Source organism: uncultured Veillonella sp. (genome assembly GCF_963543145.1).
In the GTDB taxonomy this organism is placed as follows: Bacteria; Bacillota; Negativicutes; order Veillonellales; family Veillonellaceae; genus Veillonella.
In genome coordinates, this window is the sequence record NZ_CAUTZP010000005.1 from 18,008 (window position 1) to 42,298 (window position 24,291).

Below are 24,291 nucleotides of genomic sequence, written 5' to 3' on the forward strand. Positions count from 1 at the left end.
AAAATATCGATAGAGCAAAGTGTTGATTAAATGCACTAAAGAAGCCCTTGCAAAGGATGCCGGTCCTAGCAAGGGCTTTTTTGTCAGATTGTGTTGATTTAAATGCACCTCCTTTCCGTTACCTGATTTGGAAAGGAATTGGTAACACTTACAGTATAGCAAACTATACGTTACACAAATAGCGATATACAGTCATCTTTGTTGTCCTTGATATTAAAAATAACGGAGTTTTTATGAACTTAGAAAATTACAAGATTTCAAAGTTACCCTATATAGAAAATGGTACTAATGAAATTATGGAAAGGTACCAAATACGTGCACAATATGAAACGGAACCCCCTCGTGGTGATGCTATATATTCCATTACCATAAAGGGGAAACCATTGCCATTTTGGATCTATGGTAGAGATGTTACTTTCATAGGTAGTAGCATGGTTATGGTAGAGTCTGTAAGATGCAAAACCTGGGATCCTATTGAAACCATCATTATTGATTTAGGGAATGAAGTGTATGCTAGTTTAAAGGAATGGTATACAGATATTTCATTTGTTAATAATCGAATAGAGCTTACTAATCAAGTTGTAAAAATGAATAAACGAATTTTAAATGATTTTGAGACTTTAGAGTGGATAAACTTTTAAGCTTTATTGTGTAGACGGCACATTGACTATACTAAAGTGAAGTGTTATTCTATAGGGGACAAGGGATGTCAATATGTGACATAGTCTCATATGAACGAAAAAATAGCAGGGTGGCCGCCCTGCTATTTTTATTGTGCTAGTTACTAACGAGAATGCCTATCTAGCCACTTGCAGATATAGTGACAAGTTATACCTGCTACGACAGACATTAAAAGGGATATCAAAATGTCTAACATAGTCTCACCTCCTTTCTGTTACCAGATTGGAGTAGTAACAACTAGATTATACACCGCACATACATACGCTTCTAGAAGGAGCGATAAAGAGAAATATATAGATAAATATATAAATATTTAAAGTACGTTATATTCATCTAAAAATGATTTGCGATAGATACTTTCAAATAAAATAGCTGTCACAAATACGAAATAGACATCGTAATTTATGACAGCTACTTTGGCAGTACATGGTCAACTTTATAGTGTAATTATTTAGTTATATTCTATTTTTTAAAAGCCTCGCTGATGGAATAAATACCGTCAAATAAGAAACCGAAAGCGATGAAATAGATAAATGCTTTACTGGAAATGATTGGCTCGAATATAAGTAATAGGCCTAATAGTAAAAGAATTAGTGCAAGCCATTTTGCATTACGTCCCATGAGTGATACCATGCTGTCTGGGTTTCTGGATTTAATGAAAATAAAGATGGCTTCAATTACCATCCAGATGCCGATTGTGATTGGGAGTACTAATGGTAGGAATGCAAATCCGCCGCATATTAAATAGATACCGAATAGAGCATTGATAATACCGCCAATGAGATGCCAGCCGCTTCTCATTGCAGAAGGCAACCTAAAATAATTTATAATGCCACTGATTGCATTGGCAAAGAAGATGATAGACATAACCCAAGTGAATGCAAAGAGGTTAATAAGCGGATTTAATAGTAAGAATATCCCTAGGATAATACTTACAATACCCGACAAAATATAAAAGAATTTGTTTGAACCACTCATAATAATTCCTCCGATCATTGGTACTGCTTATTTTTTAGTATGCGTGAAAGCATGGAGAATGTCAAATTGTAAGGATAAAACTGTTCTTTCACAAACCTCACATGTCCACCCTGTTGACACAGTCTATAGAATACCGTATAATATCTTTATATCTTAAAACAAGCTATGAATGGGTATAAAGGTTTACAAATCCTGCTTTCAGAGAGTTGCCGGTTGGTGCGAGGCAATAGAGGTTGTACGCTGACACTCTCCCGTGAGCTTTGGTGGCGAATACAGCAGTAGTCATCGACGGTGGTTCCGTTATACCCGCAACGAGTCCCAATTAGGGTGGTACCGTGTTATGTATATAACGCCCCTTTGAGCAACGACAGTTGTTCTGAGGGGCTTTTTTTATTGTAAAAGTCTAGTAAAATTACTGATTTGATGTATCTGCGTTGGCATTAGCCGAATAGTGTTGAAATTGGCGGTTTTACTAAACTTTCACAATGGATAGATATAATAAAGTGTTATGTTTTATTAATATAGAAAAGGTGAAGATTATGGATCAAAATCGCGTATATTTCTTCGATACAACCCTTCGTGATGGGGAACAAACACCAGGTGTATCTTTACAAACTCCTGAGAAAATTGAAATTGCGAAAGGCCTAGTACGTCTAGGCATCGACGTAATCGAGGCTGGCTTCCCAGCGGCATCCCCTGGAGATTTTGAAGCGGTACAAACGATTGCACGCGAAGTCAAAGGTGCAACAATTTGTGCGTTGGCTCGTGCTAATGAAAAGGATGTACAAAAAGCGATTGATGCGTTGAAAGATGCGGAACGTAGCCGTTTACATGTATTCATTGCTATTTCCGAACTTCATATGGAATATAAATTAAAAATGACTCGCCAAGAGGTATTGGATAAGGTTAAATCCGTATTGGCATATGCAAAAGGTAAGGTTGATGAAATCGAGTTCTCTGGTGAAGACGCGGCACGCTCTGATTTAGATTTCGCATGCCAAGTATTTGGTGTTGCAATTGCTGGTGGCGCTACAATTATTAACGTACCAGATACAGTAGGTTATATGAACCCTAATGAGTTCGGTGATAAAATCCGCTACATCAAAGAACATACACCAGGCATTGAAAATGCAATTATCTCTGTTCACTGCCATGACGACTTAGGCCTTGCCAATGCGAATACGTTAGCCGCTATTAAAGCAGGTGCACGCCAAGTAGAAGGCACAATTAATGGTCTAGGTGAACGGGCTGGTAACGTAGCGATTGAAGAAGTGGTAATGGCTCTTAAAACGCGCCATGATTATTTCGATGATCTTCAAGTGAACATCGATACAAAACAATTTACGAAAGTATCTAAACTTGTGAGCCGTTTAACCGGTGTTGTAGTTCCTCCAAATAAAGCAATCGTTGGCTCTAATGCCTTTGCACATGAGTCTGGTATTCATCAACATGGTATGATGAGCAATCCTGAAACGTATGAAATCATGACTCCTGAGTCTGTAGGTGCTGAAAAAACAGACCTCGTATTGGGCAAACACTCTGGTCGTCATGCCTTCGCTGATCATTTGGCAAAACTTGGTTTCCAATCTTTCACAGAAGAGAAAATCAACGACCTCTTTGGTAAATTTAAAGAGTTGGCAGACCGTAAAAAACAAGTATACGACGATGATATCGTTGCCCTTGTCGTAGATAACTTACATCACAAAAAAGCATTCGAGCTCGTGGCTCAATACTATAAACTTGGTGATAAAGGCTATGCCTATGCTGACGTTCGCCTCATGACTCCAGAAGGGGAGAAAGCAGATGCTGCCGTTGGTGACGGCCCAGTAGACGCATCCCTTAAAGCGGTTGAACGGGTTGTGGGCTTGCCAATCAGCTTAAAAGATTACCAAATCCGTGCTATTACAGCCGGTAAAGATGCCCTTGGGGAAGCAACCCTTAAGGTAGAATACAACGGTCGCTTGTACCATGGTCGTGGTATCAGCACCGATATCGTTAAATCAAGTGTGAACGCATATATTAATGCAGTTAACTCAGTATTCCTAGCTATGGAGCTAGAACAACAGGAGGAAGAATAATATGGGTATGACCATTACTGAAAAGAATATGGCTCGCCACGCGGGTCTTGATGTGGTAAAACCTGGCCAAATCATCGAATGTCATTTGGATGCGGTTTTGATGAACGACATCACATTCCCACCAGCTCGTAAAGAGTTCTTGAAAATCGGCAAACCTGTATTTGACCGTCATAAAATCTACTTGGTGCCTGACCACTTCACACCAAATAAAGATATTCAATCTGCTACACAAGCGAAAGTAATGCGCGACTTCGTACGCGAATATGGCATTACAAACTACTTTGAAGTCGGTAGAATGGGTATTGAGCACGTTATTTTGCCAGAAAAAGGCCTTATCGGTCCTGGGGAAATGATGATCGGTGCTGATTCCCACACTTGTACATATGGTGCGGTGAATGCATTCTCCACCGGCGTAGGCTCCACTGATGCGGGCGTTGCCATGGCGGAAGGTAAAACTTGGTTTAAAGTGCCTGAAACGATTAAGGTTGAGCTTATCGGTAAACCTAACAAATGGGTAACTGGTAAAGACGTAATTCTTGATCTAATCGGCAAAATCGGCGTAGACGGTGCTCGTTACATGGCCCTTGAATTCGCTGGCGAAGGCGTACAACACATGACTATGGCTGATCGTCTCACAATCTGTAACATGGCTATCGAAGCGGGTGGTAAATGTGGCGTATTCCCATATGATGAAATTACTGAAGAATACATTAAAGGTCGCGTAAACCGTCCTGTAGAACCTATTAATCCTGACCCTGATGCAGTGTATGCTCAAACCGTGACAATTGATTTGTCCAAATTGCAAACAGTTGTAGCATTCCCTCATTTGCCATCCAATACACATTACATCAACGAAATCGACAAAGACATTAAAATCGACCAAGTTATCATCGGTTCTTGTACAAATGGCCGTTACGAAGACTTGGTAGCAGCTGCAGAAATCTTCAAAGGCCGCAAGGTAGCTCCATTCGTTCGTTGTATCGTTATCCCTGGCTCCCAAGATGTATACGATCAAGCTATGAAAGATGGTCTATTGGATATCTTCATTCAAGCTGACTGCGCTGTGTCCACCCCAACATGTGGTCCATGCCTTGGTGGTTACATGGGTATCATGGCTGAAGGGGAACGCACAGTTTCCACTACAAACCGTAACTTCCGTGGTCGTATGGGTCACGTTGATTCTGAAGTATATTTGGCAAGCCCCTACGTGGCAGCAGCAAGTGCTGTATTAGGCCGCATTGCAGGCCCTGAGGAGGTTTAATATGGATTTTGAAAGCAAAAAAATCTGGCGCTACGGCGACGATGTAGATACAGATGTAATCATTCCAGCTCGTTACTTGGCGATCGCTGACTGGAATGAATTGGCTGAACATGCGATGGAGGACATTGATACTACATTCGCTCCTAATGTGAAAGCAGGCGAAATCATGGTAGCTGGCAAAAACTTTGGTTGTGGTTCCTCTCGTGAACATGCACCAGGTGTTATCAAAGCAAAAGGCGTGCCTGTTATCATAGCACACTCCTTTGCACGTATCTTCTTCCGTAATGCTATCAACATCGGTTTACCAGTAGTGGAAATCGGTGAACAAGTTGATCGCATTGAAGCAGGCGATGCAATTGGTGTAGACTTGTCTAAAGGTATCGTGTACAACTTGACTAAAAACGAACAATACCAAGGCACTGAATTGCCACAATTCATTCAAGATATTGCGGCAGCTGGCGGTCTTGTGAACTTTGCAAAAAACCGCAAATAGACATTTACTATATATTGGAGAGGTAATATGAGCGAAAAGAATATCGTATTGATTCCTGGCGATGGTATCGGTACTGAGATTATTGCTGCAGCGAAGGCTGTGTGTGATGTGGCTTTTGAGAAAGCCGGTGTAAAGGTTAATTGGATTGATAAAAAAGCGGGCGGTGCGTCTATTGATGCGTATGGTGTGCCTTTGACTGAGGATACAATTGAGGCTTGTAAAAATGCTGATGCTGTATTGCTTGGCGCTGTAGGCGGTCCTAAATGGGATAATGTAGATCCTTCTATTCGTCCTGAGAAAGCAATCCTAGGCCTTCGCAAGGAGCTTGGTCTATTCTGTAACTTGCGTCCTGTAAAAATCTATCCATCCTTGCAAGAGTATTCCCCACTTAAAAAGGAACTCGTACAAGATGTAGATTTTGTTATCGTTCGTGAATTGACTGGCGGTATTTATTTCGGTGAACGGGAAGAGGCACAAGGTGAAGGTGCTAACGAGTTTGCATGGGATAAAGAAACATACAGCCGTTACGAAGTAGAGCGCATCATGGACATCGCTATGGAAACAGCTCGCAAACGCAACAAAAAGGTTGTATCCGTAGATAAAGCAAATGTATTGGCTTCTTCTCGTTTGTGGCGTAAAATCGCTCAAGAGAAAGCAGCAGCTAATCCAGACATCGCAACAGATTACTTCTATGTAGATAACACAGCGATGCAACTCGTTGTAAATCCTGCACAATTCGACGTTATCGTCACAACAAACTTGTTTGGCGATATCTTGTCCGATGAAGGTGCTGTAATCTCTGGTTCTATCGGGCTTTTACCATCTGCGTCCATGGGTACAGGAACTGCATTGTACGAACCAATCCACGGTTCCGCACCAGATATTATGGGCCAAAACTTGGCGAACCCATTGGGCACAATCTTGTCTGCCGCTATGATGTGCCGTCACTCCCTTGATTTGCCTCAAGTGGCTGACGCCATTGAAAAAGCTGTGGAACAAGTGCTTGTTGACGGTTACCGCACAGGCGATATCTACCGTGAAGGTTTGAAACGAGTAGGTACAACAGAAATGGCGCAAGCCGTAATCGAACGTCTATAATCGTATAGAACAAGGTTTTGAAAGCACATAATATGAGCTAAAGCATTTCAAAATCTTATCATATGCTTTATAATATAGAAATATTATATATAGACTATTATATAAGAGAGGGCTAGTCCCTCTCTTTTTTGTAGGAGGAGTTATATTACCTATGCTACCTGGTCTGGTGAAGGAGGCCTTTATGAATTCTTCGATGTATCGAAATTTAACCATTACTGCTTTGTTGATGGCGTTAGGCATCATGATTCCTATTATGATGCCTTTGAAAGTCGTTATACCGCCGGCTTCGTATACGTTAGCCAGTCACGTGCCTATATTCCTAGCAATGTTCTTATCTCGTAAGATGGCAGCTTGTGTTGTAATAGGCTCCACATTAGGCTTCTTCGTAGCAGGCTTCCCTCTCGTTATCGTTATGCGTGCTGCATCTCATATAATATTTGCTTTGATGGGGGCGTACTATATTAAACATCATCCTTCTGTACTAACAGGGGGACTATCGTTTACGGCTTTCAACATCGTTTGCGGTATTATTCATGCTATTGGCGAAGTATTGGCTTGTCTCTTGTTCTATACTACAACGTCCATGCCTAATATCAATCTTATTTATGTTGTATTTGGACTTGTTGGTGGCGGTACCATCATTCATAGCATGGCTGATGGGTATATTGCACTATATATCTATAAAGCCATACCAGGACTCTCTAAACAGGGAAAATGCTAAATCCGTATCTGCAGATACAGACAGTCTTTTGTGCTTTCGATATAATAAAAATATAGTTAATGACCGATTCGTGTTATATCCTTTGATGTAACATTTAGGCCATAGATTTGGTTGCACTGGTGAAAGTTTCACCTATTCCTTGGTTATAAATATGATAGGAGTGAGGTGAGAACCTATACTTTCACAGAAAATGGAGGTTATTATGAGAAAGCACATAAAAAATAATGTATCTTGGGTTGGTAAAATCGACTGGGAATTACAAGAATTCCACGGTTCTGATTACAGTATTAATAATGGATCTAGTCAAAATGCATACTTGATTGAGGAAGAAAAGACTGTTCTCATCGATACAGTGTGGAAGCCTCATTCTTCTGAGTTTATTGATAATTTGGAAACTGAAATTGATTTAAATAAGATTGATTTCATCGTATGTAACCACGGCGAAGTAGATCACAGTGGATCTTTGCCTGCATTAATGGAGAAAATTCCTAACACGCCTATTTACTGTACGGAAAATGCAGTTAAATCCTTGGTTGGGCAATATCATCATCCAGAATGGAATTTTAAAACTGTTAAAACAGGTGATTCCGTAGATATCGGCAATGGGAAATCCTTGGTATTTGTAGAAATGCGCATGCTTCATTGGCCTGATTCTATGGCAACGTATATGACTGGCGACAATATTTTGTTCTCCAATGATGCGTTTGGTCAACATTTTGCGGTAGAAGAGTTATGGGCCGATAAGGCTGATCAATGTCGTTTATGGGCAGAGGCGATGAAATACTATGCTAATATTTTGAATCCTTTCTCTCCATTGGTAAAAGCTAAAATTGAAGAAATTCAAAAGCTCAACTTGCCAATCGATATTATCGCTACAAGCCATGGTGCTATTTGGCGTGAAAATCCAATGCAAATTGTAGAAAAATACTACGAATGGTCTCAAGCGTACCAAGAAGACCAAATCACAGTAGTATACGATACAATGTGGGATGGCACAAAGAAATTAGCTCATAAAATTGCCGATGAAATTGCTAAACAATCTCCTGATACGAGAGTTAAGATCTTTAACATTAGTAAAACTAACAAAAATGACATCATGACAGAGGTGTTTAAGTCTAAAGCCATTGCTGTAGGTTCTCCAACTGTAGGTAATAGTGTATTATCAGCCGTAGCTGGTTGGCTCGATTTCTTACGTGAGTTGAAGTTTAAAAATAAAAAGGCCGCTGTATTTGGTACCTATGGTTGGTCTGGTGAATCTACAAAAGTGCTTCGTGAAGAATTAACTAAATATGGCTTCTCTGTAGTGGAACCAGAAATTAAATGTAACTGGAATCCAGATGCAGATGATTTTAGCAAGGCAGAAGAACTTGTAAAAGCATTATTAAATTAATATAAAAAGCTCCTAATATTCATAGAATGTAGGAGCTTTTTTGCTTTCCCTATATAAAAAAGTTATATAAACTTCATATATGGACTATGGTCTTATTTTGGTAAACTTATATGTATATTCTGAATGATATTTATATGTTTAATTATATATTTGCATATATATTGGAGAATATACAATAAAAATAAAAATAATATAAAATTCAGAAAAATAGTTAACTATTCTTTGATTTAGAATTCATAGAGCGTTCATGAAATTAATATGAATGCTGTCTAGAGGAGATTTAAAAATATTTGTATTACTTATAAATCTAATAATTATTTATTAGATATACAGTATATATTCTGTAGAATCTAAAAAAAGATGTGATTTTTGTTACTCATAATAAAAATTAATAAGCATATTGATATAACAAAGAATATTAGTAATGATGCTATTTCTTAGCAATATGAAGACTTATTAATGAAGTTTATGTGGTAAAAAGGCTTGTATATATCGTAAAACTTTGATATGCTAGGCAAGTAATTAACAATATAAATTTTTCTTAAACTGATATGGATGTATTTCTTGAGAGGTAATAAGGAATATAACCTAATCGGCCCGAGGAGAGAGGCGGAAAAGTAGAGAGGTTGAAAATTTGTATTGTATTGTATTTGGTTAAGAATTTTAATTTAGTGAGGGTGTAAGATGAGAGAAAACAAACATTCCAAAAAATTAGCGTTTGCTGTATTAGCTGCCGCTGCAGCAGTAGGTACTGCTGTTGCTCCTGTAAGTGCAGCTCCTATTACTACTGCAGAGGGTTTCATCTCTGCAGCAGGTACTGCTACAGCATCTCCTGCTCCAAGTAATACTGTGTCTTATGGTACTGTTGCTAATGGTACAGCTACAAGCATCGCTGTAGGTCAAGGCAACACAATTTCAAGCGCTAATGGTTCTAGCAGCGCATATGGTAACCAAAATACTGTTGATGGTAACCAAGCTAATGCTTTCGGTGATGGTAACACTGTAACAGGTGCATTTGCACAAGCTTTCGGTGATAGCAATAGGGTTAACGGTACAAATGCTATCGGTTATGGTTATAACAATACTGTAGATGGTACAACTACAAATTACCGTGATCGTGCTTACGATAATGAGCCTGATTCTGCTACATTGATAAGCGGTGGTTCTTGGAATAGTAATTCTGTAGCTATTGGCTCTGAAAATACTGCATTAGGTAGTTCTGCATTGGCAGTAGGTAACGAAGCAAAAGCAAATATGAGCGAAACAATTGCTATCGGTCATGCAGCTCAAGCTGATAAAACTTGGGGTATTGCAATTGGTACACGCGCAAATGCTAAGGATGTACGTTCTTTAGCACTTGGTCACCAAGCAACATCTACTGGTTACAAAGCTAATGCTATCGGTGCTGATGCTACAGCAAATGGCGACCATGCTAATGCTATTGGTTCCTCTGCTACAGCTACTGGCGATCATGCACAAGCATTCGGTGCTGGCGCTCAAGCAACAGGCCTACGTACTAACGTATTCGGTTCTGATGCAACTGCAACTGCTGACTACAGCATTGCAATCGGCAACAGAGCTAATGCATCCACTGCAAACTCCATTGCTTTAGGTGCTAATTCTACGACTCGTTCTGCTACTAATGTAACTAGCGCAACTGTAGCTGGTCATACATTTGGTGGTTTTGCAGGCACTAGTCCTGTAGGTTCTGTATCCGTTGGCCAAGCTGGTGAAGAACGTCAAATCCACAACGTAGCAGCAGGTGAAATTTCCGCTACTTCTACAGACGCTGTAAACGGTAGTCAATTGTACTCCGTAGCAAACGATTTACAAACTCAAATTAATAATGGCGTACCTTCTAACGTAACTAACCAAATTACAAATATCTCTAATCGTGTAGGCGATGTTGAAAAACGCGTTAATAAAGTAGGTGCAGGTTCTGCTGCATTGGCTGCATTACACCCATTGGACTTCAATCCAGATACAAAATGGACAGTTGCTGCTGGTTATGGTCACTACCACAATGCAAACTCCGCTGCATTGGGTGCTTTCTACCGTCCTAACGAAGATACAATGTTCTCCGTTGGTGGTACTGTAGGTACTGGTGAAACTCAATTGAACGCAGGCGTATCTCTTCGTCTTGGTAAACGTTCCCCTGAGTCCCGTTCTCGCGTAGCTATGGGGCGTGAAATCGCTGAATTGAATGCACGTCTTCAAGATATGGAAAACAAATATAATAACTTGTTACAAATCTTGAATCCACATGCCATCGATCCTAGCAAAACTGCTGAATTCCCAGATGTTCCTCGTAATCATTGGGCTTACCAATACATTAGCCAATTGGCTGGTAATGGTATCCTTGTTGGCTACCCTGATGGCACATTCAAAGGCGACGTTAAAATGACTCGTTACGAATTCGCAACTATGTTGTATCGTGCACTTCAAAATGGTGCTCCTATCGACGAAAACATGAAACGTGCGATGGATGAATTCGGTCCTGAATTACAAAATATTCGTCTTAACCACTTCCGTATTGATCGTATTTCTGGTGCTGACAACGATCGTCACAAAACTGAACGTGTTCGCGTTAACGACGAACCAAAAACTCAACGTGACGTATACGGTTCCCGTATCAATCAATAATACGTTGATAACAACTTTCCCTCGAGCTCGTGAAAGCTCAAAAACAGGATGTATCTCTGTGATACATCCTGTTTTTTATTATTACTATATCTCATAGTGCAGTTCTGTATTAGGTATTAAAACTTCATATAATATTTATGTAAAAATATTGCAAGTAAATACATATGGGTGTATAATAACTTTCATCAGATAAATAAATATACATAGTTTGTGAATATAAATATAAAGATGAGGGAAAGACCATGAAAGAATTTAGACAATTAACAGTAGCAGATACCGCAGAATATCACAAGGTTTTAATTGACGGTTATGCAGCGATTAAAGATTATCCTATTTCATTCGATGCCATTGATTTTACAGAAGAGGAATCTAAAGAATGGATCGAAAATTACCCTGTATATGGTTTATATATTGATGGACAACTTGTTAGTTCCATTACGTTCTGCATGCCTTGGGTGAAATATTCAACACCGGATAAATATCCACATATTGCTCACTTTGTAACGGCACCAGCTTTCAAAGGGAAGGGGTATGCACGGGAAATGTTGGGATATGCAGAAAAGATTTTAAAAGAACAGTTTAAAACACCTGCTGTAACCTTGGGGACCGCTAAGGAACATCCTTGGTTGCCAAAAATGTATGAATCCTTTGGGTTTACTGCGTATGATAAGGTTCATTTCAGAGGAAAACAACACACTACAATTTTATTCAAAAAAGATTTACTATAGTAAATCTTTCTATAAAAACTAGCTAAACCCTATACATGATTTCATTTAATAGGCACTGTCTTAATAATAAGACTTAAAAGCCACATTAAATGGAGTAATGTATAGGGTTTATTTATGTAAAAAATGTATATTTGGGTATATAATGTAAAATATATATAGTATATCTATGAACTATACGTTTATAGATGGTTTGTTGAAAGGATGTGAGACTATGTTAGTCTTATCTGGTATTTTAGTGATGGTCATCGGCTTGATGCTACGCTTTAATGCCTTGTTAGTTGTCGTAGCCGCGGGGTTTGTAACGGGCCTTGCAGGTGGTCTCAGTATTAACGATATCGTTGGTGCTATAGGCGAAGCTTTTGTTAAAAATCGTTATATGTCATTATTTATTTTGATTTTACCTGTTATTGGCCTTATGGAACGTCATGGTTTGCGTGAACGAGCAGAAATTTTAATCGGTAAGATTAATGCTGCTACTGCGGGCCGTATATTTATGATTTACTTATTTGTACGTCAAGTCACAGTAGCCTTTGGCATTAACATGTCCGGTATGGTGGCTATGGTTCGTCCTTTGATTGCGCCTATGAGTGAGGCTGCAGTTGCCCAAGGCCGTCCTGTGTCTCAACGTACACTTGATAAGGTACGCGGTATAGCTGCTTCTGCAGATAACTGTGGTAACTTCTTCGGTCAAAACTTATTCCTTGCTGCTGGTGGCTTGTTACTCATCAAAGGTGTTATGGAACAATTAGGTTATTCTGTGGAATTAACAGATATGGTATTGTACGGATTGCCAACGGCTGTTTGCGCCTATATCGTTAACTTTATTCGTTTTATTATCTTTGATAAAACAATTCAAGCCTCTGTAGCTCGTGACGAAGCAGATATGAAAGCTGGTAAATTAGTACCAAATGAATTTAATATCCTCGTTACCCCAGAAGAATTAAAGAAGGAGGCTAATTAATATGTTAGAAATACTCTATAAAATGCAGCCTTTAGATTATGTATACCTTCTTACAGGTATTATTCTATTTATTTTCGGGATCCAATCATTTTTGGATAAAGAACATAAATATCGCATTGGCACAGGTTTATTCTGGTTATTGTACAGCGTATCCTTTATCTTTGGCTCTTATCTTTCTAAAGAAATCAATGGTTGGCTTGTAATTGCCATGGCGGCTATCGTCCTTGTAAAACAACTCGGCAAAGGTCATTACTTCGAATCTCCTATCGAATTTAAAAAAGACGAAGCAGTTCGTATTGGTAATATTATTTTCGTACCGGCTTTACTTGTGGGTATCATTACCTTCGTAATTGGCTTCTTTACTAAGCTAGGTGCTCTTGTGGGGCTAGGTATTGCAGCAATCATCGCGATGTGTGCCGCTCTTTACATTACAAAAGGTACACTTAACCAAGGCTTCCATGAAGGTCGCCGCCTTATCGATGCGATTGGTTGGACTGCTATTTTGTCCCAATTATTAGCTGCTTTAGGCTATCTATTTAATTTGGCTGGCGTAGGTAAACTTATTTCCAGTGCCGTAGCAAGTGTAGTACCAGCAGATAATGTGTTCCTCATAGTTGTTGCATACTGCATTGGTATGGTTATCTTTACAATGATCATGGGTAACGCTTTTGCAGCCTTTGCAATGATTACTAGTGCCATCGGTATTCCAATGCTCGTTGTGGCTCATGGTGCAAACCCAGCCGCTGTTGGTGCTATTGCAATGCTTGCTGGTTATTGCGGTACTTTGATGACACCTATGGCAGCAAACTTTAACATCGTACCGGTAGCACTCCTTGAAATGCGCGATCAATACGGCGTTATTAAAGCACAAATTCCAATTGCATTAGTTATGCTCCTATTAAATATCTTATTAATGTATTACTTTATTTAACATTTTTACTGTGAAAGAATAATAGAGGTAGTATGATGAAAACGATTTTGATTACTGGTTTTGATCCTTTCGGTGGTGAAAGCATCAATCCTGCGTGGGAAGCTGTTAAAACAATGGATGGTTACACAGAGGGAGACTACAAAGTAGTGACTCAAATGGTGCCAACTGTGCGTTATTCATCTGTTAAAACTGCTGTAGAAGCAGCTGATGCATGTAATCCTGATTTCATCCTTTGTGTAGGTCAAGCTGGTGGTCGCCCAGACATTACGATTGAACGGGTAGCTATAAACTGCGATGATTTCCGTATTCCGGACAATGGTGGTAACCAACCTACAGATGAACCTGTTGTGGCTGATGGCCCAAGTGCTTACTTTGCTACACTTCCTATTAAGGATATAGTTAATGCATTGCACCAAGCGGGGATTCCTGCAAGAGTGTCTAATACAGCGGGCACCTTCGTATGTAATCATATTATGTACGGTATGTTGCATTATGCAGCTCAAAAAGGCAATGTTAAAGCAGGCTTTATGCATATTCCGTACTTGCCATCCCAAGTGGTGAACAAGCCAGATCAACCGAGCATGTCTGTTGAAACAGTACGTACTACATTGGAAACCATTGTTCACGTATTAGCTCATGGTAAAAGCTACAAGGCACAAGATATTAACTATACAACACCTCACGAATAAATATCTCAGACGCCATAGCGATTGATTCAGGTCTTGATTACCCTGTCGCTTTCAAATGTACTGGTGGGGTACATAAAGTAAAATTAATATAAAAGATATTGTGTGATATCTATATGAGAGAAGGTCTTTTTAATGAATAAAAAGTTGGTAGCAAGTTTAGTTTCCGGTATGGTATTGGGTTCTGTAAGTGTGTATGCAGCCAACCCATTTTCCGATGTAGACGCTTCTAGTTGGGCTTATCAATCTGTGGAACAATTAGCAAGTGCAGGTATTATTAATGGGTACCCAGATGGAACTTTCAGAGGAAATAATCCTATTACGCGATACAAAATGGCTCAAATGGTAGCTAAGGCAATGGCTAATCAAGATAGAGCTAATGCTGAGCAACAAGCTATGATTAATCGCTTGGCAGATGAATTTAGTTCTGAGCTTAACACGTTGGGCGTACGGGTAGCAAAATTAGAAAACCAAGTAGGGAATGTAAAGGTGACAGGTAACTACCGTTTGCGTTACCGTGGCAGCGAGTTGAAAGATGATGCCTATGCGTATGGTAAACATTCCTCCTTTGATTATCGTGCTCGCGTTATCTTTAATGCTAAGGTTAACGATAAAACTGATGCAGTTGTACGTATTCAAGGCTCTAGCGAACTTGGTAATAGCAATGCGACACAAGGTAAAATTAACCTTGCTTATGTAGATCATCATTTTGGTAAAGATACTACATTGCGCGTAGGTCGTCAGCTCTATACACCGGGCCTAGGTCTCATGTATGACGATCTCGTTGATGGAGCTCGCCTCATGTATAAACATGGTAAGCTCGATGTATCCGCTAGTTATGGTTACTGGTGGGGTGGTGCAGGTACGTACCAAAATAAGGAGAATACTATCTCTGCTGCTATGTTAGAAGTGAAGGGTAAACTTAATAAACATGTTACCCTTGGCGGCATGTATGGTCGCTTCCATAATGGTAAATTGTACCAAGGCCAAGATATTGATGCGGCTACTGGTAAACAAGTTAAATCCTTTATTGATTCTCCATACAAAAACATTTGGGGACTTAATGCAAATATGAACTTTAACCGTTGGAATGTATTCGGCGAATGGCTTACAGCACCAGGCGTTTCCGATTCTCATGCATGGATGGCTAGCCTTGGCTATGGTAACTATGACATTAAGAAAGCTCATACTTATAGCGTACGTGGTCAATATTACTATCAAGAAGGAAACTCTCCAATCTTCAGTAGTGCCTTTGCCCCTGCCTATAGCTTCTACAATCAACATTATGTAGATACTAAAGGCGTAGCTCATGTACGTAATGGGTTCAAAGGTTTCGTAGCTAATGTAAACTACGTACCATTCCAAAATGTATCGATTGGCGCTTACTATGGCTTTGGCAATAAAGACATGGATGGCAATAAATTAGGTGATTACTGGCGTACAGATGTAAACTTTATGTTCTAATATATGGTGTTTGTATAACATATAATCGTTATATACCATATAGTAGTTATATAACGCATACTACTTACATAGTTTACGTAGCATATAATATCTACATAACACATAATCTAAATAAAGCTCGAGTTATATCTAAAAAGATATGGCTCGGGCTTTTTATTTTGCTTGAAAGTAGAGCATTATATGTTGGTTTCAATAATCATTATAAATTTTAAATACCTACTATTGACATGGGTATTTAAATAATGTAATATAATCACATAAACATATTAAATTAGTAGGAATAAGTGAGGGATATCACAAAAGCTTTTACCATGAGATGTATGGCAAGGCTAATGGCGATGACCTCTGTAAGGAGAATAGAATGAGTGAACAAGTAGATGTAAGCAACATCAAGGATCCTAGTATCGCGGCAGCTCGAAAAGAAGTTGAGTTCCAACGTGCTATGAATCCTTGTCCTATCGATTTTTCTGAGTTTCAATCTAGTAACCCTCGTTCTCAAGGGGAGCAAAAGGAGTATGAAGGTAAAGATGCATCGAATTTTAACCGTCGTCAAAAATATTCTGATAGCGAAGAACCTCAATTCACTACACCTTTTGGGAGTGAACCAGGGTTTCTACCTGTAGAAAAAGACCGTTACCGTCTTGTATGGTCTAAACATTGTCCTTGGGCTCACCGTATTGCTATTGCCATCGATTTGCTTGGCTTAGATAAAGTAATCTCTAAGGGCACTGTTGATCCATTGCGTCCAGCAGGGGTTATTGCAGATTGGTTCTTTACCCTTGATAAAGATGAAAAAGATCCGGTACTAGGCATTCACTCCTTAGGTGAAGCGTATCGCAAAGGTGATCCTAACTACGACGCACGTTCTACAGTACCAGCCATTGTAGATGTGACAACTGGTGCAGTAGTCAACAACGACTACCATGCGTTAACCACTGAATTAGCATTGGGCTTCAAAGATTTCATCTCTCCTGATGCACCAGACATTTATCCAGAAGAATTACGTGCCGATATTGATGCGTTGAACGTTATTATCTACGCAGATTTTAACTTGGCTGTAAACTTGGCGGCTCTCGTAACAAATCAAAAAGATTACGAGTACTACTACGACCGTATCTTTGCTCGCTTAGACTGGCTCGAAGAACGCCTCAGCAAGCAACGTTACTTGATGGGCGATACGATTACAGATCCAGATATCCGTATCTTCCCAACATTGGCTCGCTTTGACCTCGTATTCTACCAAAAATACTTGGTTAATAAAAAACGCCTCGTAGATTATCCAAACCTTTGGAACTACGCAAAGGACTTGTACTCCAATCCAGCATTCGGAGGCACAACAGACTTCGACTCTATGCGTAAACGTTTCTACTATGTAGACCATACGCCATTTGAAGATCTACCACGCCTCGTTCCAAAAGGTCCAGACGACGCTATTTGGTTAGAACCAAATGACCGTGCTGAAAAATTTGGTAAATAATTAGAATGATAATTAGATAGATAATTATTTTGGTAAATATATCATTGTTAAATACTTGATAGATAACCTGTTTAATTATAAATAGCTCATAGGAGGGCCCATGGATTCTGTAACACAGACGATTGTGAACTACATAGAACAAACGGATGTGACGAACCGTGAGGACCTCCTATCAGTGGCTCGCATTGCCTTTCTAGATTATTTAGCATCCTTAGCACCTGCAGAGGATGAGCCAGCTGTTCAAGACTTGGCTCGGTTTGTTGGGGATGACAAGGCTTTGTATTATGGCTTCGCTTCACATTATCTAGATTTTGATGATGCACAGGCGAATCTAGCGGGTCACTTCAGTACTGTTTTATACTCTGCTTTATTAGCAGTGCTCGAGCCCACCGATACTTGGCATGATTTCCTTCGTGCTTATATCATCGGTGCCGAGCTAGAGGGAATTATTGGTTCTCTCATCAATCCTGCCCATCGGACCCAAGGATGGCATTCTACGGGCACCGTTGGTGTGATTGGGGCGGCGGCCGCTATAGGCGCTTTGCGAGGCCTTCATGGTGAAAGTTTGGCTCAGCTCCTGTCTCTGGCTGCCACACAATCGGCGGGCATGTTCTTTCAAAGTGGTACAGACGGTAAGCCGCTCCATGCTGGACTGGCAGCACGCAATGGTGTGTGGGCTTACGAACTGTTGAAACATACATCACTAACTACAAGTACAAAACCATTTGACCCTGAACGGGGTTGGTTTAACACTATCGGTAATATTACCGTTACATCAAATGACATCGCTAGCCGTTGGCTAGTACCAGGGCAACTCATTGAGCCTGGTTTGTGGATGAAAGTCCATCCATATTGCTCGGCAGCCATTTGTGGCGCTGAAGCAGCAGAGGTCGTGGCACATAGAATATATACATCTTCTTCGTATGTGTCTAAGCACTACAACGTTTCACCAGATGCAGAGGAACAAGGTAAACGTAGACTATGTGCTACACCCGACCCACTCCCTGTGTTAGCAAATACAGAGAAAAAAGAAAAATGTAATCTATGTAATGCCTCAGGTTTATTCCTTTGGGATGATATAGATCGAGTGACTGTTCATTTCCCGCCTGGAGCTGATGCGGCATTGCGCTATACATTACCTAGCACGGGTCGAGAAGGGCAGTTTTCCATAGAGTACGTCGTGTACCAAGTCCTTGCCTATGGGGCGGTACAGGATGAGTTATTTAAGATAGATACCATAGACCAATCAATTCGAGACTATATGTCACGGATAGAACGGGTTTATGACTTGCCGAAGGTATCTCAAAGTGAACGGATTACAAAGGTAACCGTTACATTGAAAAATGGAGATGCTTTCACAGAAACGGTGAACAATCCGAAAGGATCACCGAAGAATCCCCTCAACCTAGAGGATATACGTATAAAACTAGGTCTGACCTTGAAGGCTGACCAAATAGATAGAATAATGGAGGCTTTTACCAATACTGATAGGGTAGAGCCATTCCTGCAAACATTGCGAGGAGAAGGAGTTTTACATGTTTAATACTAAGAAATTAACGAAATTATTTGCCATCGGCGCATTAGCACTAGGCGTACTCGTTGTAGCTGGCTGCGGTGATGATACATCTAAAGAACAAAAAGTGAACCCAAATGCTAAAGTGGTTAACGTAGCTACTCGCGGTACAGTTCGCCCATATTCCTACACAGATGATAACGGCAACCTTACAGGTTTTGACGTAGAATTGTTGAAAGAAATTGAACGTCGTAATCCAGACCTTCACTTCAACTTTAAACCTATGGCCGTTGACGCTGCCTTCGTAGCGATGGATGCAGGCCAAGTGGACATGATCGCAAACCAAATGCGCCGCAATCCTACACGTGAAGCAAAATACTACTACACAAACGAAGTTAATAACTACTCTACACGTAAATTAGTAGTTAAAAACGATCGTAATGACATTTCTAAATTAGATGATTTGAAAGGCAAAAAAATCGCCGTTACTACATCTTCTGAGTTCAATGAATTAGTGAAACAATTCAACGAAACAGCTAATCCACCAATCGATATTATCTACACAGATAAAGCAGGTGCCGAAACATTGAATCTCGTTGCTACAGGCCGTGCCGATGCAGCAGGTGAGTACGAATACGTTATTAACTCTGCTATTAAGGACCGTGGCTTGCCACTCAAAGCCGTAGGCGATGTATTGGCAGTAGTACCAACATATTTCTTGTCTAAACGTACAGATGACATGAAACAAGTAAACGAAAAAATCGATAAAACGATGAAAGAAATGCGTGCTGACGGTACGTTGAAAAAACTTTCTGAACAATATCTTGGTGGGGATTACACATTCGATCCAACACAAAAATAACGAATAGGCCGCCTTGGCGGCCTTATTCTATTATGTCTAGAAACGAGGTGCTACTGTGGGCAAGTATTTTGATGTGTCCTACATGATCCAAGCGTTTCCACAGCTCTTGAATTATGTACATGTAACGGTGCTCATCACCGTTATTTCTGCCATCTTAGGTGTTATTTTGGGCTCTATCATAGCCATCATTCGCCTCAAGAAGGTACCAGTATTAAACCAATTATTTATTGTATTTATCTCCTTTATGCGCGGTACACCGTTCTTGGTACAGCTCTTCCTCATATACTTTGGGGTGCCAGAAATCATGTCCCATATGGGGCTTAACATGAGAAATGTGCCGGGCCTCGTATTCGTATATACCGTATTTACATTGCATATTGCGGCGTATAGCGCTGAAATCATGCGCTCCAGTATTGATGCGGTTGCGCCTGGTGAGAAGGAAGCCGCTAAGAGTCTTGGTATGACCGAGTTCCAAAGCTATGTGCGCATTATCTTGCCGCAGGCTTTCACCATGAGCATTCCGCCATTGACGAACCTCGTTATCGGCATGCTCAAAGGGACGGCCCTCATCTTTAATGTCGGCGTTGTAGATATGATGCGTAAGGCAGACCTCATGGGCGGCAATAGCCAACGCTATCTTGAATTATTCGTCGCCGTAGCCATCATTTATGGCATTTTAATTATCATCGTGTCCCTTTTGGGCCGATTACTTGAAAAACGTTTTACCGTTGCGGGCAAGGAAACGCAACGCATTTTGATCAGTGAGGAGTAGGGGCTTATGGGACACATTATTGATTCAACCTATATTTATGGCACCTTCTTTGCTGTCATTCCTTATGTGAAAGTAACCCTCATGATTACCTTCCTCAGCGTTGGTTTGGGTACAATCCTAGGGCTATTAAGTTGCGTGCTACAACAAAATAAAGTACCTGTGCTCAGTCAGCTCAGTTACTTGTACGTGTTATTGTGCCGTAGTATTCCAAATATGATTCTCTTATACCTCGTGTACTATGGATTGCCAATTCTATTCCTCGCCTTAGAGGATCAAACGGGTGTGCATGTGCCTTTTGAAAAGGTGCCAGCTATCTTCGTCGCCGTTATAGGCTTAACATTACATACAGGGGCGTATTTGAGTGAAATCTTCCGGGCTGCGTTGCAATCGGTGCCGAAAGGTCAAATGGAAGCGGCTCAAGCTATCGGTATGACTTGGTTCCAAGCGTTCCGTCGCATCGTATTGCCACAAGCGACAGTCTTTGCGTTGCCACTATTTACTAATCAGTTCCTTAACACTATGAAGAGTACGAGCATCGTATTCGTTATTACGGTTATTGAATTGTTTGGCGCAGCAAAGTTATATACAGAGGAAAATTCGCAGTATTTTGAGGCCTACATCGTGGTGGCCGGTCTATTCTGGGTGATGGGGATTGTCTTTGAATTTATCTTCCATCGTTTAGAAGTCTATGCAAGCAAGTATAAACGAGGTAATGCATTATGATAGATATTAAACAAGTTCACAAATCCTTCGGGAACCGTGAAATTTTAAAGGGCATCGACCTACATGTGCCAACGGGCTCTGTAACGGTTATCCTCGGTCCATCCGGTAGTGGTAAGACGACGTTCCTTAGAACGCTTAACTTCCTTGAAAAGGCCGACGCAGGGACGATGCAATTAAATGATATTTCTGTAGACCTACATAAAGCGTCTAATAAGGAAATTTTAAGCGTACGCCGCAATACATCCATGGTGTTCCAGTCTTATAATCTGTTCTCTAACAAGACAGTTATTGAAAACATCATGGAAGGCCTTGTAACAGTTAAAAAGATGAAAAAATCTGAAGCCCGTCAGATTGCCCAACGTTTCCTCAAGGAAGTGGGCATGGAAGGCTATGATGATTACTATCCTGTACAACTTTCCGGTGGCCAACAACAACGTATCGGCATCGCTCGTGCCCTTGCGATGGACCCAGAGGTTATCCTTTTTGACGAACCTACATCAGCCCTTGATCCAGAGCTCGTAGGGGAAGTATTGGCCGTTATCCGCAAGATTGCTAAAGAATTAGAAGTAACCATGATTATCGTAACCCACGAAATTGGCTTTGCCAAAGAAGTAGCAGACCAAGTAGTATTCATGGAAGGTGGCGTCATCGTAGAACAAGGTGACCCTAAGGTGGTCCTCGAACATCCTAAAGAAGAACGAACACGTAAATTCTTGAGCCGTTACCTTACACTCGATAGTGAATTGCCTCTCGATAGCGCAGCATTATAAATAGTACAGTGCTATAAATAATACAGAGCTATAATAATGCGTGCTATCTTAGTAATATAGATATTAACAGCGGCCTAATACTTGATGTGTTAGGTCGCTTTAAACGAGGTACATAATGAAAGAATTTAGACAATTAACCGTAGATGATGCGGCTGAGTACCACGAGGTATTGATTGCAGGATATGCAGAGAATAAGAACTACCCTATATCCTTTGATGCTATCAACTTTAGCCAAGAAGAGTCTCGCGCATGGATCTTAAAATATCCTGTATATGGTCTCTATGTAGATGGCTCTTTGGTATGCTCTATTTCATTCCGCATGCCTTGGATACCAAAGGCTACACCGGACGTATACCCGCACATTGCACACTTTGTAACAGCTCCTGAACATAAGGGAAAGGGCTATGCTCGTGAAGTCCTCGCCGAAGCAGAAGCGCTACTCCGCAATGTATATAAAACACCAGCTGTAACCCTTGGTACCGCCGCAGAACACCCGTGGCTTGCTAAAATGTACGAAAACTTTGGCTTTAAAGAATATAAGCGCGTACAACTACCTGGGAAGGTGCATACTACCATATTCTTTAAGAAGACGCTATAGATGGGCAAAAATTTCTATTTTACTCACAAATACAGTGCTATAATAAACAAAAAATGTTGTTTGTGGAGCGTGACATAGAATGTATGAAATTGTAAATGAACCAAATGTAACAATTGCCTTTGATATGGATACAGAGTTATCTCCATTTGGTGTGTTTGGCATATATATTAAACGGGGATATAATATTTGTTCTGGATATATTGACCCTAGTGATTGGTCAGGGATTCATGCTGGTTACAAAGCATTAGTTAACTTGTATGAAAACTGCAAAGGTAAAGCAACCTTTACAAATATTCTGACGGGAGAAGGGGATACGCTAACATTCTCTTTAGACCAAAAGGGTGCTTTGACAGTGGATGTTACTATCTGTACCACTTGGAATTACAAATGTAATATGACTATTGAAAGTTTAGATCAAACATACTTGCCAAGGTTTATTGCGTTTTTTAAAGAATTTTTAGAGCGAGAGCCAAAATAAAAAGGGGCTGCAACTAGAATGCGGTAAAACCGCATTCTGTTACAGCCTCTTTTTCTGTACCCAGTTTCTATATACAATTATTTTTTAACAACTTTAAGCTCTACAGGGATCTTAGCATCTACAGATTCGCCTTTGATAACTTTTTGAGCTGTATCGATAGCGATTTTACCCATTTTATCTGGTTGTTGAGCAATTGTTGCAGCCAATGTGCCGTCTTGAACAGCTTTTACTGCGTCAGCAGTGCCGTCGAAGCCTACGATGAAGATTGGTTTGCCTGCGGATTTAGCTGCTTGGATAGCGCCCAATGCCATTTCGTCGTTATGAGCGAAGATAGCTTGTACGTCTGGGTTAGCTTGCAAGATGTTAGTTGCTACGTTCAAACCTTTTGTACGGTCGAAGTCAGCGCTTTGTTTTGCTACTATTATTAAGTCTTTGTCAGCTTCGTTATGGAATCCTTGGCCCCGTTCACGAGTTGCGGAAGCACCAGGGATACCTTCGATTTCAGCTACTTTTGCTTTTTTGCCAACTTTATCTTCAATAAGTTCAGCTGCCATTTCGCCGCCTTTTACGTTATCAGAAGCAATGTGAGCCACTACTTTGCCTTTGTCAGCAGAGCGGTCAACAGTGATGACAGGAATGTTTTTAGCATTTGCTGCTTCTACGGAAGTAGAGATAGCTGCAGAGTCTACAGGGTTGATGATCAATACGGATACGCCGCTTGCAATCAAGTCGGAAATATCATTTGCTTGTTTTGCAGGATCATTTTGAGCGTCAACGATTTTAACTTTAAGGCCAAGCTCTTTAGCTTGAGCCTCAACGCCTTCTTTCATAGATACGAAGAATGGATTGTTCAATGTGGAAACAGAGAAGCCGATTGTGCCGGATTTTTTGTCGCCGCCGTTATCAGCGCTTTTACCACAGCCTGCTACAAGACCGATAACCATGATAGCCATCGCCAACAGTAACAATAGTTTTTTCATAGGAA

The 24,291-nt window shown here is 40.4% G+C and carries 23 protein-coding genes and 1 other annotated feature; of the genes, 21 read left to right on the forward strand and 2 right to left on the reverse strand.

The features are described from left to right. Positions 1–233: 233 nt before the first annotated feature. Complete coding sequence (locus RWZ05_RS03550; protein ID WP_314642173.1) at positions 234–641, forward strand: hypothetical protein; 408 nt, start codon at positions 234–236, stop codon at positions 639–641. A gap of 502 nt (positions 642–1,143) precedes the next feature. Here the strand turns inward: RWZ05_RS03550 and RWZ05_RS03555 are convergent. Continuing rightward, positions 1,144–1,659, reverse strand: coding sequence for a DUF308 domain-containing protein (locus tag RWZ05_RS03555; protein ID WP_314642176.1), 516 nt, complete (start codon positions 1,657–1,659; stop codon positions 1,144–1,146). A gap of 156 nt (positions 1,660–1,815) precedes the next feature. Then, positions 1,816–2,019 (forward strand) — a binding site (T-box leader). A 179-nt stretch (positions 2,020–2,198) separates the two neighbouring features. On the opposite strand from RWZ05_RS03555, the gene RWZ05_RS03560 reads away from it, so the two are divergent. The 20 genes from RWZ05_RS03560 (at position 2,199) to RWZ05_RS03655 (ending at position 23,306) form a co-directional block, all read left to right on the forward strand. Beyond that, positions 2,199–3,737, forward strand: a complete 1,539-nt coding sequence (locus tag RWZ05_RS03560) for a 2-isopropylmalate synthase (RefSeq protein WP_314642179.1) — start codon at positions 2,199–2,201, stop codon at positions 3,735–3,737. 1 nt (position 3,738) lies between these two features. Further along, the gene (leuC, locus tag RWZ05_RS03565) at positions 3,739–4,998 is read left to right on the forward strand and encodes a 3-isopropylmalate dehydratase large subunit (protein WP_314642180.1); all 1,260 of its coding nucleotides are present in this window, start codon (positions 3,739–3,741) and stop codon (positions 4,996–4,998) included. 1 nt (position 4,999) lies between these two features. Continuing rightward, on the forward strand, positions 5,000–5,491 hold the full coding sequence (locus RWZ05_RS03570; protein ID WP_105086335.1) for a 3-isopropylmalate dehydratase small subunit: 492 nt from the start codon (positions 5,000–5,002) through the stop codon (positions 5,489–5,491). A gap of 27 nt (positions 5,492–5,518) precedes the next feature. Further along, entirely contained in the window at positions 5,519–6,589 is a 1,071-nt protein-coding gene (gene leuB / locus RWZ05_RS03575; protein ID WP_278747766.1) for a 3-isopropylmalate dehydrogenase, read from the forward strand. Between the two features lie 181 nt (positions 6,590–6,770). Then, positions 6,771–7,310 (forward strand): hypothetical protein, encoded by a 540-nt coding sequence (locus tag RWZ05_RS03580; RefSeq protein WP_314642185.1) that lies wholly within the window; start codon positions 6,771–6,773, stop codon positions 7,308–7,310. A 202-nt stretch (positions 7,311–7,512) separates the two neighbouring features. After that, a complete protein-coding gene (locus RWZ05_RS03585; RefSeq protein ID WP_314642187.1) occupies positions 7,513–8,700 on the forward strand; it encodes an MBL fold metallo-hydrolase in 1,188 nt (395 codons plus the stop codon). Between the two features lie 684 nt (positions 8,701–9,384). Next, a complete protein-coding gene (locus RWZ05_RS03590; protein ID WP_314642188.1) occupies positions 9,385–11,343 on the forward strand; it encodes an S-layer homology domain-containing protein in 1,959 nt (652 codons plus the stop codon). A 242-nt stretch (positions 11,344–11,585) separates the two neighbouring features. Further along, on the forward strand, positions 11,586–12,071 hold the full coding sequence (locus RWZ05_RS03595; protein ID WP_314642189.1) for a GNAT family N-acetyltransferase: 486 nt from the start codon (positions 11,586–11,588) through the stop codon (positions 12,069–12,071). Positions 12,072–12,282: 211 nt separating this feature from the next. Continuing rightward, positions 12,283–13,032 carry a DUF969 domain-containing protein gene (locus RWZ05_RS03600; RefSeq protein ID WP_314642191.1) on the forward strand — a complete coding sequence of 250 codons (750 nt, stop codon included), beginning with the start codon at positions 12,283–12,285 and terminating at the stop codon, positions 13,030–13,032. Between the two features lies 1 nt (position 13,033). Continuing rightward, positions 13,034–13,963: a DUF979 domain-containing protein gene (locus RWZ05_RS03605; protein ID WP_314642192.1), complete on the forward strand. Its 930-nt coding sequence runs from the start codon at positions 13,034–13,036 to the stop codon at positions 13,961–13,963. A gap of 35 nt (positions 13,964–13,998) precedes the next feature. Then, positions 13,999–14,652, forward strand: a complete 654-nt coding sequence (pcp, locus tag RWZ05_RS03610; RefSeq protein WP_314642312.1) for a pyroglutamyl-peptidase I — start codon at positions 13,999–14,001, stop codon at positions 14,650–14,652. A gap of 132 nt (positions 14,653–14,784) precedes the next feature. Next, positions 14,785–16,113, forward strand: a complete 1,329-nt coding sequence (locus tag RWZ05_RS03615) for an S-layer homology domain-containing protein (RefSeq protein ID WP_314642194.1) — start codon at positions 14,785–14,787, stop codon at positions 16,111–16,113. Between the two features lie 361 nt (positions 16,114–16,474). Further along, positions 16,475–17,590, forward strand: a complete 1,116-nt coding sequence (locus RWZ05_RS03620) for a glutathione S-transferase C-terminal domain-containing protein (RefSeq protein ID WP_314642196.1) — start codon at positions 16,475–16,477, stop codon at positions 17,588–17,590. Between the two features lie 100 nt (positions 17,591–17,690). Continuing rightward, a complete protein-coding gene (locus RWZ05_RS03625) occupies positions 17,691–19,133 on the forward strand; it encodes an MmgE/PrpD family protein (protein ID WP_314642198.1) in 1,443 nt (480 codons plus the stop codon). Further along, positions 19,126–19,965, forward strand: coding sequence for a transporter substrate-binding domain-containing protein (locus tag RWZ05_RS03630; RefSeq protein WP_314642200.1), 840 nt, complete (start codon positions 19,126–19,128; stop codon positions 19,963–19,965). Before RWZ05_RS03625 ends, RWZ05_RS03630 begins: the two co-directional genes overlap by 8 nt. A gap of 55 nt (positions 19,966–20,020) precedes the next feature. Continuing rightward, a complete protein-coding gene (locus tag RWZ05_RS03635; RefSeq protein ID WP_314642203.1) occupies positions 20,021–20,737 on the forward strand; it encodes an amino acid ABC transporter permease in 717 nt (238 codons plus the stop codon). Between the two features lie 6 nt (positions 20,738–20,743). Next, positions 20,744–21,460 (forward strand): amino acid ABC transporter permease, encoded by a 717-nt coding sequence (locus tag RWZ05_RS03640; protein ID WP_314642205.1) that lies wholly within the window; start codon positions 20,744–20,746, stop codon positions 21,458–21,460. Further along, the gene (locus tag RWZ05_RS03645) at positions 21,457–22,230 is read left to right on the forward strand and encodes an amino acid ABC transporter ATP-binding protein (protein WP_314642207.1); all 774 of its coding nucleotides are present in this window, start codon (positions 21,457–21,459) and stop codon (positions 22,228–22,230) included. The genes RWZ05_RS03640 and RWZ05_RS03645 overlap by 4 nt, the downstream gene beginning before the upstream one ends. A 115-nt stretch (positions 22,231–22,345) precedes the next feature. Then, complete coding sequence (locus RWZ05_RS03650; protein WP_314642208.1) at positions 22,346–22,828, forward strand: GNAT family N-acetyltransferase; 483 nt, start codon at positions 22,346–22,348, stop codon at positions 22,826–22,828. A 79-nt stretch (positions 22,829–22,907) separates the two neighbouring features. After that, positions 22,908–23,306 (forward strand): hypothetical protein, encoded by a 399-nt coding sequence (locus RWZ05_RS03655; protein ID WP_314642209.1) that lies wholly within the window; start codon positions 22,908–22,910, stop codon positions 23,304–23,306. A 77-nt stretch (positions 23,307–23,383) separates the two neighbouring features. Here RWZ05_RS03655 and rbsB read toward each other — a convergent pair whose 3' ends face one another. Then, complete coding sequence (gene rbsB, locus RWZ05_RS03660; protein ID WP_314642211.1) at positions 23,384–24,286, reverse strand: ribose ABC transporter substrate-binding protein RbsB; 903 nt, start codon at positions 24,284–24,286, stop codon at positions 23,384–23,386. Positions 24,287–24,291 lie beyond the last annotated feature (5 nt).

Bases quoted from the DNA above. Each gene is read 5' to 3' on its own strand.
- RWZ05_RS03650 (WP_314642208.1), top strand. From the start codon at position 22,346: ATGAAAGAATTTAGACAATTAACCGTAGATGATGCGGCTGAGTACCAC.
- RWZ05_RS03570 (WP_105086335.1), top strand. From the start codon at position 5,000: ATGGATTTTGAAAGCAAAAAAATCTGGCGCTACGGCGACGATGTAGAT.
- RWZ05_RS03645 (WP_314642207.1), top strand. From the start codon at position 21,457: ATGATAGATATTAAACAAGTTCACAAATCCTTCGGGAACCGTGAAATT.
- RWZ05_RS03590 (WP_314642188.1), top strand. From the start codon at position 9,385: ATGAGAGAAAACAAACATTCCAAAAAATTAGCGTTTGCTGTATTAGCT.
- RWZ05_RS03550 (WP_314642173.1), top strand. From the start codon at position 234: ATGAACTTAGAAAATTACAAGATTTCAAAGTTACCCTATATAGAAAAT.
- RWZ05_RS03600 (WP_314642191.1), top strand. From the start codon at position 12,283: ATGTTAGTCTTATCTGGTATTTTAGTGATGGTCATCGGCTTGATGCTA.
- RWZ05_RS03580 (WP_314642185.1), top strand. From the start codon at position 6,771: ATGAATTCTTCGATGTATCGAAATTTAACCATTACTGCTTTGTTGATG.
- RWZ05_RS03615 (WP_314642194.1), top strand. From the start codon at position 14,785: ATGAATAAAAAGTTGGTAGCAAGTTTAGTTTCCGGTATGGTATTGGGT.
- RWZ05_RS03620 (WP_314642196.1), top strand. From the start codon at position 16,475: ATGAGTGAACAAGTAGATGTAAGCAACATCAAGGATCCTAGTATCGCG.
- RWZ05_RS03585 (WP_314642187.1), top strand. From the start codon at position 7,513: ATGAGAAAGCACATAAAAAATAATGTATCTTGGGTTGGTAAAATCGAC.
- pcp (WP_314642312.1), top strand. From the start codon at position 13,999: ATGAAAACGATTTTGATTACTGGTTTTGATCCTTTCGGTGGTGAAAGC.
- RWZ05_RS03560 (WP_314642179.1), top strand. From the start codon at position 2,199: ATGGATCAAAATCGCGTATATTTCTTCGATACAACCCTTCGTGATGGG.
- RWZ05_RS03595 (WP_314642189.1), top strand. From the start codon at position 11,586: ATGAAAGAATTTAGACAATTAACAGTAGCAGATACCGCAGAATATCAC.
- leuC (WP_314642180.1), top strand. From the start codon at position 3,739: ATGGGTATGACCATTACTGAAAAGAATATGGCTCGCCACGCGGGTCTT.
- rbsB (WP_314642211.1), bottom strand. From the start codon at position 24,286: ATGAAAAAACTATTGTTACTGTTGGCGATGGCTATCATGGTTATCGGT.
- RWZ05_RS03625 (WP_314642198.1), top strand. From the start codon at position 17,691: ATGGATTCTGTAACACAGACGATTGTGAACTACATAGAACAAACGGAT.
- RWZ05_RS03605 (WP_314642192.1), top strand. From the start codon at position 13,034: ATGTTAGAAATACTCTATAAAATGCAGCCTTTAGATTATGTATACCTT.
- RWZ05_RS03630 (WP_314642200.1), top strand. From the start codon at position 19,126: ATGTTTAATACTAAGAAATTAACGAAATTATTTGCCATCGGCGCATTA.
- leuB (WP_278747766.1), top strand. From the start codon at position 5,519: ATGAGCGAAAAGAATATCGTATTGATTCCTGGCGATGGTATCGGTACT.
- RWZ05_RS03640 (WP_314642205.1), top strand. From the start codon at position 20,744: ATGGGACACATTATTGATTCAACCTATATTTATGGCACCTTCTTTGCT.
- RWZ05_RS03555 (WP_314642176.1), bottom strand. From the start codon at position 1,659: ATGAGTGGTTCAAACAAATTCTTTTATATTTTGTCGGGTATTGTAAGT.
- RWZ05_RS03655 (WP_314642209.1), top strand. From the start codon at position 22,908: ATGTATGAAATTGTAAATGAACCAAATGTAACAATTGCCTTTGATATG.